General features: G+C 71.6%; 13 protein-coding genes. 9 read left to right on the top strand and 4 right to left on the bottom strand.

Annotated elements, in window-relative coordinates; all coding sequences use genetic code 11:
* The first annotated feature begins 34 nt into the window (after positions 1-34).
* From AB0447_RS12470 to AB0447_RS12455, 4 genes are all read left to right on the top strand, one after another.
* Positions 35-187, top strand: coding sequence for a hypothetical protein (locus tag AB0447_RS12470; RefSeq protein WP_366476556.1), 153 nt, complete (start codon positions 35-37; stop codon positions 185-187).
* 105 nt (positions 188-292) lie between these two features.
* Positions 293-1,876, top strand: coding sequence for a protein phosphatase 2C domain-containing protein (locus AB0447_RS12465; RefSeq protein WP_366476555.1), 1,584 nt, complete (start codon positions 293-295; stop codon positions 1,874-1,876).
* 108 nt (positions 1,877-1,984) lie between these two features.
* Positions 1,985-3,727 (top strand): pyruvate dehydrogenase, encoded by a 1,743-nt coding sequence (locus AB0447_RS12460; RefSeq protein ID WP_366476554.1) that lies wholly within the window; start codon positions 1,985-1,987, stop codon positions 3,725-3,727.
* A gap of 131 nt (positions 3,728-3,858) precedes the next feature.
* A complete protein-coding gene (locus tag AB0447_RS12455; RefSeq protein ID WP_366476590.1) occupies positions 3,859-4,275 on the top strand; it encodes an ATP-binding protein in 417 nt (138 codons plus the stop codon).
* A gap of 40 nt (positions 4,276-4,315) precedes the next feature.
* On the opposite strand, the gene AB0447_RS12450 is transcribed toward AB0447_RS12455, so the two are convergent.
* Both AB0447_RS12450 and AB0447_RS12445 read right to left on the bottom strand, forming a co-directional pair.
* Positions 4,316-5,371: a DUF2637 domain-containing protein gene (locus AB0447_RS12450; protein WP_366476553.1), complete on the bottom strand. Its 1,056-nt coding sequence runs from the start codon at positions 5,369-5,371 to the stop codon at positions 4,316-4,318.
* Positions 5,372-5,586: 215 nt separating this feature from the next.
* Complete coding sequence (locus AB0447_RS12445) at positions 5,587-6,453, bottom strand: (2Fe-2S)-binding protein (RefSeq protein ID WP_366476552.1); 867 nt, start codon at positions 6,451-6,453, stop codon at positions 5,587-5,589.
* Positions 6,454-6,592: 139 nt separating this feature from the next.
* On the opposite strand from AB0447_RS12445, the gene AB0447_RS12440 reads away from it, so the two are divergent.
* Positions 6,593-7,246, top strand: coding sequence for a GntR family transcriptional regulator (locus tag AB0447_RS12440; RefSeq protein WP_366476551.1), 654 nt, complete (start codon positions 6,593-6,595; stop codon positions 7,244-7,246).
* A gap of 98 nt (positions 7,247-7,344) precedes the next feature.
* Here the strand turns inward: AB0447_RS12440 and AB0447_RS12435 are convergent, their stop codons facing one another.
* Entirely contained in the window at positions 7,345-8,106 is a 762-nt protein-coding gene (locus tag AB0447_RS12435; protein WP_366476589.1) for a hypothetical protein, read from the bottom strand.
* Between the two features lie 182 nt (positions 8,107-8,288).
* Entirely contained in the window at positions 8,289-9,965 is a 1,677-nt protein-coding gene (locus AB0447_RS12430; protein WP_366476550.1) for a PucR family transcriptional regulator ligand-binding domain-containing protein, read from the bottom strand.
* A gap of 253 nt (positions 9,966-10,218) precedes the next feature.
* Here AB0447_RS12430 and AB0447_RS12425 point away from each other — a divergent pair, with 253 nt between their 5' ends.
* The 4 genes from AB0447_RS12425 (at position 10,219) to AB0447_RS12410 (ending at position 15,871) form a co-directional block, all read left to right on the top strand.
* On the top strand, positions 10,219-11,112 hold the full coding sequence (locus tag AB0447_RS12425) for a xanthine dehydrogenase family protein subunit M (RefSeq protein ID WP_366476549.1): 894 nt from the start codon (positions 10,219-10,221) through the stop codon (positions 11,110-11,112).
* A gap of 2 nt (positions 11,113-11,114) precedes the next feature.
* Positions 11,115-11,741, top strand: coding sequence for a (2Fe-2S)-binding protein (locus AB0447_RS12420; protein WP_366476548.1), 627 nt, complete (start codon positions 11,115-11,117; stop codon positions 11,739-11,741).
* 2 nt (positions 11,742-11,743) lie between these two features.
* Positions 11,744-14,143 carry a xanthine dehydrogenase subunit D gene (gene pucD / locus AB0447_RS12415; RefSeq protein WP_366476547.1) on the top strand — a complete coding sequence of 800 codons (2,400 nt, stop codon included), beginning with the start codon at positions 11,744-11,746 and terminating at the stop codon, positions 14,141-14,143.
* Between the two features lie 264 nt (positions 14,144-14,407).
* A complete protein-coding gene (locus tag AB0447_RS12410; RefSeq protein ID WP_366476546.1) occupies positions 14,408-15,871 on the top strand; it encodes an NCS2 family permease in 1,464 nt (487 codons plus the stop codon).
* Positions 15,872-15,899 lie beyond the last annotated feature (28 nt).

Genomic DNA, 15,899 nt, shown 5'->3' with positions numbered 1-15,899 from the left:
GTGCACCCGCCCCCGGCGGCCGCCGCACTGTGCCGTGCGGGCCAAGTTCACCGAGAACCAGGCCGCAGACACCGGGGGCGGCCTCAACAACGAGGAGGGTGGCGTCGTCGAGATCGAGAAGAGCGAGATCGAGGACAACGTCCCGAACAACTGCTCGGGCAACGTGCCGGACTGCAACTCGCACTGAGCCGCGTGACCGATGGTGGGGCGCTGACGTACAGCGCCCCACCATCGGGTCCAATTCCCCGGAATCGGTGCGCCCGGCCGCAGGGCGCGGCCGACAATACGGGGCATGACTCAGCAGGGGGACGCGGACCCGCAGGACTGGTGGCAGCGGCTGTACGAGGACCCGCGCGAGGGTCCGCCGGGTGGCGGGGTGCCGGCCCCCCGAGGCACCGAGGACACCCTGGAGTCCCGGTACAGCACGGCTTCGGCCATGCTCACCGGCCCTCCCGAGCCGCCTGCGTCGGCGCCGCCTGCGCCGGAACCGCCCGCGCCGGCTCCACCCGCGCCGGCTCCACCCGCGCCGGAACCGCCCGAGCCGACGCCGCCCGCGGCGGCCCCACCCGAGCTGGCCCCGCCCGCGGCGGAGCGGCGCGAGCCGGGCCCGCCCGCGCCGACGCCGCCCGCGGCGGCCCCACCCGCGCCGGGCCCACCCGCGCCGGAGCGGCGCGAGCCGGCCCCGCCTGCGCCGGAGCGGCGCGAGCCGGAGTGGTTCCCGCCGGAGCCGCCACGCCCCGCCCCGGACCCGCCCGACCCCCGGGCCGGTCTGCTCCCGCGGCCGCGCCCGGCCGAGGACGACCTTCCGGAGGCGCCCGCCGAGCGGAAGCGTCCGCAGGGCACGCCGGGGTCGCCCGGCGCGGCGCTGCCGTCCTTGCCGCCGCTGCCGGCCGGCCCGCCGCCCGGGTCGACCCGGTACGCGCTGGGGCACCTGGCCGTGCCACCGGCTCCGCCGGCGGGCGGAGACCGGACCGGGCCCGCGACGACGGGCGGCGCGGACGACGGGGCGGAACGCCGGCCGGAGGTGCGGTACCTCGGGGACCGGCCGCCGACCTACGCCGCCGAGCCCGGCGCCCTCCCCGTCGCCGACCCGGCGGCGCTGGACGGCCTGGTGCCCGACACCGTGCTGGAGGGCGCCCGGTACGGCGGCAGCGTCCTGCGCGCCGGATCCGTACGCGGGGACTCCGCCCGCTACCGCGGCGAGGCACGCCGCGACTTCCTGCTCACCGCCCGCTTCGGCACCGGCGACGACTCCCTGGTGCTGGTCGCCTTGGCCGGCGGGGACCGCGCCGCGGAGGGCGCCCGGGAGGCCGCCGCCGAACTGTGCCACTGGGTGGGCGCCGCCGTCGGCCGCAGCCAGGGCCGGCTCGGCGAGGACATCCGGGCCGGCCGCCGGGACGCCCTGCGGTCCGGACTCCAGCGGCTCACCGACCGCGGGTACGGGCGGCTCCGCGCCCGGGCCGCCGAACTCGGACTCGACGACCCCGAGTACACGGCCGGGCTGCGCTGCCTGCTGCTGCCCATCGACCCCGAATGCCGCACCCGGGTGAGCTTCGGGACCGGCCCGGGCGGACTGTTCCGGCTCCGGGCGGGGGAGTGGCAGGATCTCGAAGCCGCCCCCGCCCCGGCCGGCGAGGACGGGGCCGCCGGCGGGTTCCGGTTCCGCGCGAGCGTGGCCCGGCCGGGGGACACCCTGCTGCTCTGCACCGCCGGGCTGGCCGAGCCCATGCGCGAGGAGCCGCTGCTGCCGGCCGAGCTCGCGGCCCGCTGGACCGGCACCGAGCCGCCCGGCCTCGCCGGCTTCCTCGCCGACACCCAGCTCCGGCTCAAGGGGTACGCCGACGACCGTACGGCGGCCGCGGTCTGGGAGGCGTGACGCAGGGGCGCCATCCCGGGGGAGGTGCCGGGAGGCGCGATCGAACGGATCATGGGTTGATGGGAGGCGCACACCCGCAGCAGCCGGACCGGAAAGGGCGCCCCCTCCATGGCCAAGCAGAACGTGGCGGAGCAGTTCGTCGACATCCTCGTGCGCGCCGGAGTACGCCGGATGTACGGAGTCGTCGGCGACAGTCTCAACCCCGTGGTCGACGCGATCCGCCGAACGGCGGACATCGAGTGGATCCAGGTCCGGCACGAGGAGACGGCCGCCTTCGCGGCCGGCGCCGAAGCCCAGATCACCGGCCGGCTCGCCGCCTGCGCCGGCTCCTGCGGCCCCGGCAACCTGCACCTCATCAACGGCCTCTACGACGCCCACCGCTCCATGGCCCCGGTCCTCGCCCTCGCCTCGCACATCCCGTCCAGCGAGATCGGCCTCGGCTACTTCCAGGAGACCCACCCCGACCAGCTGTTCCGCGAATGCAGCCACTACAGCGAACTGATCTCCAACCCGCGCCAGATGCCCCGGCTGCTGCAGACCGCCGTCCAGCACGCCGTCGGCCGCAGCGGGGTCAGCGTGGTCGCCCTGCCCGGTGACATCGCCGACCAGCCCGCCCCCGAGAAGGCGGTGGAGCACGCACTCGTCACCGCCCGCCCCACCGTCCGGCCCGGCGAAGGCGAGATCGAGAAGCTCGTCCGGCTGATCGACGAGGCCGACAAGGTCACGCTGTTCTGCGGCAGCGGCACGGCCGGCGCGCACGCCGAGGTGATGGAGTTCGCCGGCCGGGTCAACGCCCCCGTCGGGCACGCCCTGCGCGGCAAGGAATGGATCCAGTACGACAATCCGTACGACGTCGGGATGAGCGGACTGCTCGGCTACGGCGCCGCCTACGAGGCCACCCACGAGTGCGACCTGCTGATCCTGCTCGGCACCGACTTCCCGTACAACGCCTTCCTGCCCGACGACGTCAAGATCGTCCAGGTGGACATCCGGCCGGAACACCTCGGCCGCCGCTCCCAGCTCGCCCTCGCGGTCTGGGGCGACGTCCGGGAGACCCTGCGCGCCCTGAACACCCGGGTGAAGGCCAAGACGGACCGGCGGTTCCTGGACCGGATGCTGAAGAAGCACGCCGACGCCCTGGAAGGGGTGGTCAAGGCCTACACCCGCAAGGTGGAGAAGCACACGCCGATCCACCCCGAGTACGTCGCCTCCGTACTCGACGAACTGGCCGACGAGAACGCCGTGTTCACCGTCGACACGGGCATGTGCAATGTCTGGGCGGCGCGCTATCTTTCCCCGAACGGCAAGCGGCGCATCATCGGCTCCTTCAGCCACGGCTCGATGGCCAACGCCCTCCCGCAGGCCATCGGCGCACAGTTCACCGACCGCAACCGTCAAGTGGTGTCGATGTCCGGTGACGGCGGCTTCTCGATGCTGATGGGAGATTTCCTCACCCTGGTGCAGTACGACCTCCCCGTCAAAGTGGTTCTCTTCAACAACTCCTCCCTCGGCATGGTCGAGTTGGAAATGCTGGTTTCCGGCCTTCCTTCGTACGGAACCACCAACCGGAATCCCGACTTCTCCGCGATCGCCCGCGCGGCGGGCGCCTACGGGGTCCGGGTGGAGAAGCCCAAGCAGCTCAGCGGGGCTCTGAAGGACGCATTCAGCCATCGTGGACCGGCCCTGGTGGATGTGGTCACCGACCCCAACGCGCTGTCCATTCCGCCGAGGATCAGCGCCGAAATGGTGACCGGATTCGCACTTTCCGCCAGCAAGATCGTGCTGGACGGCGGGGTGGGCCGGATGCTCCAGATGGCTCGATCCAACCTGCGCAACGTTCCCCGTCCGTAACCCCGTTACAGGCGCGGAGGAGTGCGTTTCCGTCCGGCGGGCATGCATCCCGTAGGCCTGTTCGAAGGAGAAACGCACACGGGAGGTACATCGCCGTGCGGGTGGGGGCGAAGACCGAGATCACACGGACGGTGCGCCGGGCGGATCTCAAGGCTGTGGGCGAAGTCCGCAGAGACCTGCGGGAGATGCTCCGGCACCGGTGTCGAACGGACACCGCAGAGGTGGCGGAGCTGCTGGCCACCGAGCTGGTGACCAATGCGCTGGTCCACACGGACCAGGGCGCCGAGGTGTGCGTCCGGCTCGCCGACACCCGATTACGGGTGGAGGTGCGGGACTGCACCGCACGGCGGCCCCGGCCGTACGTACCGATCGCCGACGACGGTACGCACGGCCGGGGGCTGATGCTGGTGCAGGCGCTCGCCGACGCGTGGGGGGTCGATCCGGCCGGGGCCGGCAAGGTGGTGTGGTTCGAACTGGAGGGGGCCCGGCGGGACGGTGGCCGGCCCGCGACGGACGGCCCGGCCCGACCGGCCGGACCGCCCGCCTGAGGGGTGCGGGCACGGGTCACGGACATCCCGGCCGAACATCTCAGCCGAACTGCTGCTCGAGATCCTTCAGTTTGCGCTCCAGGGAGTCCAGCCGGGGGATGGTCTGGGTGTCGTCCTCGGCGGTGAGGTCCACGGTGCGGGCCTCACTCGTCTCGGTTCCATGAACGGCCTGCAGGGAGGGCCGGCGGCGTACGGGCAGCTGTCCCTGTTCCGCTATGGCGGGCTCCGCGCCGACCGGCGCGGAGCCAGAACCCGGGGCGAGGCCGGGCACCTCGACCTGACGGCCGCGCGTACGGGGCAGGCCGAAGGCCCGGTTCTGCCTCCCCAGCGCTCTGATGTGCGCACGCTCCCGACGCTGCTGTTCGCGCCGGCGGAGCCGGTCCTGCTCCTTCTCCCGCTTGTCCTCCCGCACCTCGTCCACTGCCTCGTCGAGGGTGCGGACCCCCTCCAGCAGCATCAGCGACCAGGCGCCGAAGGTCTCCCGGGGTGCCCGCAGCCAGCGGACGATCCGGATCTGCGGCAACGGACGGGGCACCAGGCCCTGTTCGCGGAGCGCGGCCCGGCGGGTCTGCTTGAGCGCGCGGTCGAACAGGACGGCCGCGGAGAGCGACATCCCGGCGAAGAACTGCGGTGCCCCGTCATGGCCCAGGCCGCGCGGAGCGTGCACCCAGTTGAACCAGGCGGCCGCGCCCGCGAACAGCCAGACCAGCAGCCGTGAGCCGAGGGCCGCGTCGCCGTGGCTGGCCTCGCGGACGGCGAGCACCGAGCAGAACATGGCGGCGCCGTCGAGGCCGAAGGGCACCAGGTACTCCCAGCCCCCGGAGAGGTTGAGGTTCTGCCGGCCGAAGCCGACCAGTCCGTGGAAGGAGAGCGCGGCGGCCACCGCCGCGCAGCAGAACAGCAGGATGTACGAGGCGGTGCCGTAGATGGCCTCCTTGCGGCGCCGGCGTTCCTCGCTGCGTTCCCAGGTGTCCTCCGCCGCGGCCTTCTCGCTGTCGCGCCTGCCCCGGGCCAGCACCGCCACTGCCGCAAGCACGCCCAGGATCAGCAGGCTGCCGGGAAGCAGCCAGTCCAGCGATATGTCGGTCAGTCTCATCCGGTGTCCCTTGCCTGAAGACTCGCGTCGCGTGAGCGGCTTTCCGGGCGCCATAGTGGCGGAACCGGTCCGGCCCGCACGCGGGTTTCGGGGCAAGAGGACTCTGATGGGGTGAGCGGCCCTCCGGATAGGGTGTTGTCAGTCGAACTGTCATATGAGTCTTATGAGTTGAGTTCGAATACACCCCACTCCTGTGGGTGGGTTGGAAACCGGTTCTACGAACTCGCCGCTTCGGCGGCCAGACGGGTGACGCGATCGGTGTCACAGGTGCGCGGGCAGGTGACGCAGGTGTCCTCGGGGCGGATGGTGTAGAAGAGGCAGCAGCTGATCCGGTCGCGGGTGGGGAACTCCCGGCCGTCCGGTCCGACGAGGCTCCGGAAGCCGCTGCCGCCCGTGTACGGGGCGGTCGCGCCGGGCAGCAGCAGGTCCAGCTCGGCCAGCGCCCGCTGCTCCTCGCCGAGCAGCTCGCCGACGTACCAGAGGCCCTCGGCGATGTCGTCGGTGACCATCCCCCACAGGGCCCGCCGGCCCCGCCGCATCCGGGGACCGAATCCGGCCAGTACGGGTTCCAGGTGCTCGGCCACCGCAGCCCGCACCTCCGCCCGCAGCGCCTCCTCGCCGGCCACGACCCTCGCTCCCGGCAGCGCCGCCGCCGGATCGTCCGGCAGGCAGGCGAAGCCGGCCGTGCGCACGGCCATCCGGCCGCCGGTCCGGTGGAAGGCCACCCGGGCGGCGGGCAGCCGGGGGACCCGGCGGTGCAGGAACCAGGGCACCGTGAAGAGCAGGCAGGCGGGCCAGACGTACCGGTGCAGGCCGAAGCCCGCGACCACGTCCGGGCGGGCCCGCTGCCCGTAGTCCTCCAGGACCTGGGCGCCGTCCCGGGCGAGGAACCCGTCCAGGGCCGCCCCGCCCGCCGCCAGCTCGTCCGCGCCGATCCACCCCACACCGCGAGGGGCCGGTTCGTGCACGGTGAGTTCGGTCACCCGGAGTCCGGGGAACACCTCGGCCAAGCAGGCGTACGCTGCCGCCACCGGAGAGCCGGCCGGGGCGGTGACGACGGGGAGCAAAGCCGGGACGGCCATGGGACCACCGAATCACACGATCGTTAACAGGTAAGCCTTACCTTACTCGATCACGCAAGGTCTGTATCCGGCCGGTTCTCGTACGGCCGGATTTCGTCGCTATCCTCTGGGAAAAGCCCAGACCAGCCAGGAGGACCGAGTGCACGACGCGGCCCGGGCGCGGTTGCCCCGCCAGAAGGTATTGCGCCACTCGGTCCGCGGGCAGATCCTCGAGGCGCTGCGCGCCGCGCTGGTCGACGGCGACCTCGTTCCCGGTGAGATCTACTCCGGGCCGGTCCTGGGGGAGCGCTTCGGGGTGTCCGCCACCCCGGTCCGCGAGGCGATGCAGCAGTTGGCCCTGGAAGGGGCCGTGGAGTGCCTGCCGAACCGGGGCTTCCGGGTTCTCAGCCGTACGGTGCGGGAGCGCGCCGAGCTGGCCGAGGTACGGGCCCTGCTGGAGGTCCCGGTGATGCTGCGGCTGGCCCGCACGGTGCCGGCGGACACCTGGGCCGGCCTCCGCGCGGCGGCCACGGCCACCGGCGAGGCGGCCGCCGCCGGGGACGTCCCGCGCTACGCGGAGGCGGACCGGGCCTTCCACCGGGCGGTGCTGTCACTGGCGGGCAACCAGCAGCTGGTCCAGGTCGCGGACGACCTGCACCGGCGGGCGCAGTGGCCGCTGCCGGGGGCTCCGCGGGTGCGGCAGGCCGATCTGGTGGCGGACGCGGCGGAGCACTCGGCGCTGTTGGAGGCGTTGATCGCGGGGGACCTCGCGGTGGTCGAATCCCTGGTCCGCGAACACTTCTCGTCCACCTGACCGGTCGTCCACCCGACCCGTCGTCCACCTGACCGGTCGTACAGCTGACCCGTCGTCCACCCGGCCCGCGCCGCCGCACGGAGGTCGGGTGGCCCGGCTCAGGTGGCCGGGGACGAGTGGAGCTGGTCGGCGAGCCAGGTGGGGATGCCGCCCAGGAGGTGGAACAGGCGCCGTGCCTCCGCACGTAGACGGGAGGCCTCCGGCTCCGGTTCCGCTTCCGCGAGGGCCGCCAGCGCCGGTGCCGTCCCCACCAGGAACCCCAGCTCCTCCCGGATGCGGAGGGACTCCGCGAAGCCGTGCCGGGCCTCGGCGAGCTCTCCGTCGCGGAGGGCCAGTGCGGCCAGGTGCCGCCAGGTGAAGGAGAGCAGCAGCTCGTCCCCGTTGTTGGCCGCGCCGGAGTGGGCGCGCCGGTATGCGGGGCGGGCGGACTGCGGGTCGTCGGCCAGGTGCTCCGCCACCAGGCCGCGGCGGAAGTCCAGCAGGGGGCGGGTCCGGGACCCCGGCGAAAGGAGGGCCGCGGCGCGGCCGAGCGCCGAGCGGGCCTCGTCGGCCCGGTCCCGGATCCCGAGCACGGTCGCCGCGTACGCCAGCTGCCCGCGCTCACAGGCCGCGGCGCCCCGCGCGTCGTCGTCCCGGGCCACCGCCTCCGCGATGCGCAGCGCGTCCTCCGCCTCGGCCCAGCCCTGCCCGGTGAACAGGCAGCGCTCCACGAGCAGCGCGGTGCGCTGCACCGCCGGCCCGGCGTCGTCCATGTGCGGTGTCAGCAGCGCCGCCGCGTCGGTCCAACAGCCGCGCGAACGCAGCCGCCATATCGCCCGCTGGAGGGGGTCGTCTCCCCCGGTAGTTCCGGCACCCGACATGGCGGTGTCCGCCACATTGCCCTCCCCAAGCAACCGAGCAGCACGTCGTTGAGCCCTGGGGCGAAATGACAGCACGGATCTGCTTGATCGGCCAAGGGGTCGGGTGAACTCTTTCACAAAGTTCGGACATCGCGTCAGGCGTGTCCGCCCACTGGTCCGGTCCACCCGTCCGGGGCGTTCGCTCAGCTCATCCGCAGTGCCAGGAAGAAGTCGAGCTTGTCCTCCAGGCGCGACAGGTCCCGCCCCGTCAACTGCTCGATTCGCCCGACCCGGTAACGCAGCGTGTTGACGTGCAGGTGGAGCCGGGTGGCGCAGCGGGTCCAGGAGCCGTCGCAGTCCAGGAAGGCCTCCAGGGTCGGGATGAGCTCCGCCCGGTGCCGCCGGTCGTAGTCCCGCAGCGGATCCAGCAGCCGGGCGGTGAAGGCCCGGCGGACGTCGTCCGGGACGAAGGGCAGCAGCAGCACGTGCGAGGCGAGCTCGTGGTGGCCGGCGGCGCAGACCCGGCCGGGGCGGGCGGCGGCGACCCGGCGGGCGTGCCGGGCCTCCTCCAGGGCGCCCCGCAGGCCCTCCGCGGAGTGCACGGCGGCGCTGACGCCCAGGGTGAGCCGCCCGTCGTCGGCGAGGCCGGCGGCCAGCGGCTCCCGTACGGACGCCAGCAGCGCGTCGGCGTGCAGGGCGGTGTCCGGGCCGGTCTCCTCGCCGCCGTCGCCGGGCAGCGCGGGCAGCGGCACCAGGGCGATGGCCTCGTCGCCGGCGTGGGCGACCGCGATCCGGTCCGAGGGCTCCGGGCCGGACACCGAGGGGTCGACCAGGATCTCCTCCAGCAGCGACTGGGCGACCGGTCCGCCGGAGATGTCCCCGCCCTCCCAGTCCACCCGGGCCACCACGACCTGCCAGTGCGGGGCGGTGCCCAGCCCCGGTAGCAGGACCGGGGCCGCGACCCGCAGGCGCGCGGCGATCTCGGCGGGCGCGGCGCCCGTCTGGACCAGTTCGAGGACCTCCTGGGCCAGCCGGCGGCGCACCGTGCGGGCCGCGTCGCGCCGGTCCCGCTCGACCGCGATCAGCTGGGTGACGCCCTGGAGCAGGTCGAGCCGCTCGGCCGGCCAGTCGCCCGCGTCCGCCTCCACGGCCAGCAGCCAGTCCGAGAGCACGCTCTCGCGCACGTCCCGGCCGCCGGGCCCGGCACCCCTGGCCACGCCCCTGATCGGGAACAGGGAGTAGGTAATACCCTGGATGGAGATCCGGTGCGGGCCCCGGCGGCCGGTCCGGACCGCCGCGAGATGCTCGCTCGCCAGTGCCGCGCAGATGCCCGGCGCGAGCGGCTCACCGGCCCCGGCGATCTGCCTGCCCGTGGGCGAGAGCACCCACGCACGCAGATCGAGGTCCGTGGTGAGCAGATCCAGCACCACATCCGGTCCGCCGCCCGCGGGACCCGAGGTCATGAGGCGGCGGTGCCGGTCCACGACGGCCGCCAGGTCCCCGGCACGCTCTCCGGACACCTGCCGGACCACATACTCGGTGATCGTGGCGAATGCAACGTCTTCGTTCACGGCGAACAGCGGCAGCCGGTTGCGAAGACAGGCCGAGACCAGATCGTCCGGGATCGCTCCCAGCTCCGCCTCGCCGGCCGCCAGCCCCGCCACGCCGGCACTGGCAAGGATTCGTACGAACGGCTCGGAATCGGCCGAATTTCGTCTCCAGGCCAGTCCGGTCAGGACAAGTTCCCCTCCGGAGAGGTATCGGCTGGGATCTCTCAGGTCCGTGGTCATGACACCGCGGACCGTACGGTCGAGTTCTTCCTCGCCGCCCAGCAGCCGCAGCCCCAGCGCCTCGGTCTCCAGCAGTGCGCGCAGCCGCATGATGTCGCCGCCGATCTGTCTCGATGTTGCCGTTGGAAATCGGGCAGGTCGTCGCATCCTGCCTTTCATACGAATCTACAAGACGAGGGAGGCCGCCAGCCAACTCCTTCATGGTTTCGGTGACTGCACCCGGGGGACGCGCGGCTTGTGTACTGGCTCCACACCGCGTTAACAGCACGTGAACGACCAGTCGAGGGCCTCTTGGCCTCCTGGCTTGAAGTGAACGACACGATGAAGAAGAAGAGAGCCGCACATGGACTTCCTTCGCCCCGCCAGCTGGGAGGAGGCGCTCGCCGCTAAGGCCGAGTACCCCACAGCTGTGCCGATTGCGGGTGGCACCGACATCATGGTCGAGATCAACTTCGACCACCGCCGTCCGGAATACCTCCTGGACCTCAACCGCATCGAACTGCTGCGGGAGTGGGAGGTCGGCGAGGAGGTCACCAAGCTTGGCGCCTCCGTCCCGTACACCCAGATCATGGAGAACCTGCGCGAGACGCTGCCGGGTCTCGCGCTCGCCTCGCACACGGTCGCGTCCCCGCAGATCCGCAACCGCGGCGGCGTCGGCGGCAACCTCGGTTGCGCCTCGCCCGCCGGTGACTCCCACCCCGCCCTGCTCGCCGCCGGCGCCCAGGTCGAGGTCGAGTCGGTCCGCGGTTCGCGTCTGATCCCGATCGACGAGTTCTACACCGGCGTGAAGCGCAACGCGCTCGCCGCCGACGAGCTCATCAAGACGATCCACATCAAGAACGCGACCGGCGCGCAGCAGTACTCCAAGGTCGGCACCCGCAACGCGATGGTCATCGCGGTCTGCGCCTTCGGTCTTGCCCTGCACCCCGAGACCCGCACCGTGCGTACGGGCATCGGTTCGGCCGCCCCGACCCCGATCCGGGCGCAGGCTGCCGAGGAGTTCCTGAACGCCGCTCTCGAAGAGGGCAACTTCTGGGAGTCCGGCAAGGTCATCACCCCGTCGATCGCCAAGCAGTTCGGTGAGCTCGCCTCCGGCGCGTGCAACCCGATCGACGACGTCCGTGGCACGGCGAAGTACCGCCGTCACGCGGTCGGCATCATGGCTCGCCGCCAGCTCGTCTGGACGTGGGAGCAGTACCGCGGCACCAACGGCCGCTCGCTTGAAGGGGCTGCGTAACCATGCGCGTCAATTTCACTGTCAACGGTCGTCCGCAGGAAGCCGACGACGTGTGGGAGGGCGAGTCCCTTCTCTACGTGCTGCGTGAGCGTCTGGGCCTGCCCGGCTCCAAGAACGCCTGCGAGCAGGGCGAGTGCGGTTCCTGCACCGTCCGTCTCGACGGCGTGCCGGTCTGTTCCTGTCTGGTCGCGGCCGGTCAGGTCGAGGGCCGCGAGGTCGTGACGGTCGAGGGTCTGGCCGACTACGCCAAGCAGCGCGCGGAGCACGGCGGTGCCTGCGGCACCGGCGGCGGCTGCGGCAGCAAGGGCGTCACCACCGACGAGGCGAAGCAGTGGTCCGCGCACGGGTCTGACAGCGGGCTCCGCCCGCGGGCAGCCGACTCGCAGACCGGTGAGGGCGTCGAGCTCTCCAACATCCAGCAGGCGTTCATCGACGCCGGCGCCGTGCAGTGCGGTTTCTGCACCCCGGGTCTGCTGGTCCAGGCCGACGCGCTGCTGGAGAGCAACTCGTCCCCGTCCGACCAGGACATCCGTGAGGCCCTGTCCGGCAACCTCTGCCGCTGCACGGGCTACGAGAAGATCCTCGACGCGGTCCGCCTGGCGGCCGCCCGTCAGGGAGAGGCTGTCTGATCATGGCCAACACCCGCACCGCGCCTTCCGGCACCCCGACGAACGTCACCCAGAAGCACACCAAGGGCGGCATCGGCGAGTCCACGCTGCGCCCCGACGGCACCCTCAAGGTCACCGGCGAGTTCGCCTACTCCTCGGACATGTGGCACGAGGACATGCTGTGGGGCCAGACCCTGCGGTCCACCGTCGCCCACGCCGAGATCGTCTCCATCGACATCTCCGAGGCCCTGGCCATGCCGGGCGTCTACTCGGTCCTGACGTACGACGACCTGCCGGCCGAGATGAAGAACTACGGCCTGGAGATCCAGGACACCCCGGTTCTCGCCAACGGCCGGGTCCGTCACCACGGTGAGCCGGTCGCCCTCGTGGCCGCCGACCACCCGGAGACGGCCCGCCGCGCGGCCGCCAAGATCAAGATCGACTACCGTGAGCTGCCGCTCGTCACGGACGAGGCCTCCGCCCTCGCCGCCGACGCGCCGCTGATCCACGAGGGCCGCGACGACCACCACTCCGGTCACGTCCCGCACCCGAACATCGTGCACCGCCAGCCGATCATCCGCGGCAACGTGGAAGAGGCCCGCAAGCGCGCCGACGTCATCGTCGAGGGCGAGTACACCTTCGGCATGCAGGACCAGGCCTTCCTCGGCCCGGAGTCCGGCCTGGCCGTACCGAGCGAGGACGGCGGTGTCGACCTCTACGTCGCCACCCAGTGGCTGCACTCGGACCTCAAGCAGATCGCCCCCGTCCTCGGTCTCCCCGAGGAGAAGGTGCGCATGACGCTCTCCGGCGTCGGCGGTGCCTTCGGCGGTCGCGAGGACATCTCGATGCAGATCCACGCCTGCCTCCTGGCGCTGGCCACCAACAAGCCGGTCAAGATCGTCTACAACCGGTTCGAGTCCTTCTTCGGCCACGTGCACCGCCACCCGGCCAAGCTCTGGTACGAGCACGGCGCCACCAAGGACGGCAAGATCACGCACATGAAGTGCAAGATCGTGCTGGACGGCGGCGCCTACGCGTCCGCTTCCCCGGCGGTCGTCGGCAACGCCTCCTCCCTCTCCGTCGGCCCGTACGTCATCGACGACGTCGACATCGAGGCGATCGCCCTCTACACGAACAACCCGCCCTGCGGCGCGATGCGCGGCTTCGGCGCCGTCCAGGCCTGCTTCGCGTACGAGGCCCAGATGGACAAGCTCGCGGCGAAGCTGGGCATGGACCCGGTCGAGTTCCGCCAGCTGAACGCCATGGAGATGGGCACGATCATGCCCACCGGCCAGGTCGTGGACTCGCCGGCTCCGGTCGCCGAGCTGCTGCGCCGGGTCAAGGCCCGTCCGCTGCCGCCGGAGCGCCAGTGGGAGTCGGCCGGCGAGGGTGCGGACGTCCGCGCGCTGCCGGGCGGCCTCTCCAACACCACCCACGGCGAGGGCGTCGTCCGCGGCGTCGGCTACGCGGTCGGCATCAAGAACGTCGGCTTCTCCGAGGGCTTCGACGACTACTCCACCGCCCGCGTGCGCCTGGAGGTCATCAACGGCGAGCCCGTCGCGATGGTCCACACGGCCATGGCGGAGGTCGGTCAGGGCGGCGTCACCGTGCACGCCCAGATCGCCCGTACCGAGCTGGGTGTCACGCAGGTGACCATCCACCCGGCCGACACCCAGGTCGGCTCCGCCGGTTCCACGTCCGCCTCCCGGCAGACGTACATGACCGGTGGCGCGGTGAAGAACACCTGTGAGGCCGTCCGCGAGGCGCTGCTGGAGATGGGCCGCCGCAAGAACGGCTCCTACCACCCGGCCTGGGCGCACGCCGAGCTGCTCCTGGAGGGCGGCAAGGTCGTCACCGACGGCGGCGAGGTCCTCGCGGACATCGCCGACATCCTCGAGGACGAGGCGATCGACCTCGAGCTCGAGTTCCGTCACCGCCCGACGGTCCCCTTCGACCTGAAGACCGGCCAGGGCGACGGCCACGTCCAGTACACCTTCGCCGCGCACCGCGCGGTGGTCGAGGTGGACACCGAGCTCGGCCTGGTCAAGGTCGTCGAGCTGGCGACCGCCCAGGACGTCGGCAAGGCGCTGAACATGCTCTCCGTGGTCGGCCAGATCCAGGGTGGTACCACCCAGGGCCTCGGCGTGGCGGTCATGGAAGAGATCATCGTGGACCCGAAGACCGCGAAGGTGCGCAACCCCTCCTTCACGGACTACCTGATCCCGACCATCCTCGACACCCCGACCATCCCGGTCGACGTCCTGGAGCTCGCCGACCCGAACGCCCCCTACGGTCTGCGCGGTCTCGGTGAGGCCCCCACCCTGTCGTCCACCCCGGCCGTCCTCGCGGCGATCCGGCAGGCGACCGGTCTGGAGCTGAACAAGACCCCGATCCGTCCCGAGGCCCTCACCGGCACCCTCTAGGGACACCAAGCTCTCCGGGCGGTGTGACACGGGAACGTCACACTTCACCGTCACACCGCCCGGAGTACGAAGTACCGCACCGCTCGCGGACTCTTCACCCCCGCAGTAACCGGCACCACCCCCGCAGTAACCAGAAGTGCCAGCAGTAAACGAACGCTTCGTCTCGGGCCGTCCCCCGGGTCGTGCGGCCAAACGCACCATCCCAAATCCCGCAATCTCCAATCCCCATGCGGGTGCCCCTTTGAACCTTGGGAGTTAGGCACCATGACCCAGTCGTCTGTGGAGCCCAAGACCACCGCGGAAGACGCCGGCGAAGGCTCGCGTCCTCCGGCCGGCAAGTCTTGGCTCGACCGGTACTTTCACATCACCCACAGAGGATCCAACGTCGGCAACGAGGTTCGTGGCGGTATCACGACCTTCATGGCCATGGCGTACATCCTTCTGCTCAACCCCCTGCTGCTCTCCGGCAAGGACGTCGCCGGCGACACCATGAGCCAGAAGGCTCTGATCACGGCCACCGCCTTCGCGGCCGCCGCGACCACGCTCCTCATGGGCTTCGTCGGCAAGGTGCCGCTCGCCCTCGCGGCCGGCCTCTCCGTGTCCGGCGTGCTGGCCTCGCAGGTCGCCCCTCAGATGACCTGGCCGCAGGCCATGGGCATGTGTGTGGTCTACGGTGTCGTGATCTGTCTCTTGGTCGTCACCGGCCTCCGAGAGTTGATCATGAACGCGATCCCGCTCGCGCTCAAGCACGCGATCACCATGGGCATCGGCCTCTTCGTCGCCCTGATCGGCTTCGTGAAGGCCGGCTTCGTCGGCAACGGCGGGGAGTTCATGCCCCCCGTCCAGCTCGGCGCGACCGGTGAGCTCTCCGGCTGGCCCGTACTGCTCTTCGCCATCACCCTGCTCGGCATCTTCATGCTCCAGGCCCGCAAGGTTCCCGGCGCCATCCTGATCGGCATCGTCGGCGGCACCGTCGTGGCCGCGATCCTCAACGCCATCGTCGACATCGACCCCAAGGCGTGGAAGAACGGCCCGCCGGAGCTCTCGGGCTCCGCGATCTCGCTGCCCGACTTCTCGCTCTTCGGTGACGTCAGCTTCGGCGGCTGGGGCGACGTCGGCTACATGACGGTCGGCATGATCGTCTTCACCCTCGTCCTGGCCGGTTTCTTCGACGCGATGGCCACCATCATCGGCGTCGGCACCGAGGCCAAGCTCGCCGACGACAAGGGCCGCATGCCGGGCCTGTCCAAGGCGCTGTTCATCGACGGTGCCGGTGGCGCCATCGGTGGCGTCTCCGGCGGCTCCGGCCAGACCGTGTTCGTCGAGTCGGCCACCGGCGTCGGAGAGGGTGCCCGCACAGGTCTCGCCTCCGTCGTCACCGGCCTGTTCTTCGCCGCCTGCCTCTTCTTCACCCCGATCACGCAGATCGTCCCGGGTGAGGTCGCCTCCGCGGCCCTGGTCGTCATCGGCGCGATGATGATGCAGAACGCCCGCCACGTGGACTGGGCCGACAGCTCGACCTCGATCCCGGTCTTCCTGACCGTCGTGATCATGCCGTTCACGTACTCCATCACGGCCGGCGTCGCCGCCGGTGTGATCTCCTACGTCGCCATCAAGGTGGCGCAGGGCAAGGCGCGCGAGATCGGCGCCTTCATGTGGGCGCTGACCGGAATCTTCCTGGTCTTCTTCGCGCTCCACCCCATCGAGGGATGGCTCGGCGTCAGCTAGGCCGCGGCAGTGATCCGTACCTGATCCC

It is taken from the genome of Streptomyces sp. NPDC051211 (assembly GCF_040689505.1).
GTDB lineage: Bacteria > Actinomycetota > Actinomycetes > Streptomycetales > Streptomycetaceae > Streptomyces.
Note: the sequence above shows the minus strand (reverse complement) of the source record. Positions and strands in the feature narration are given on the sequence as shown.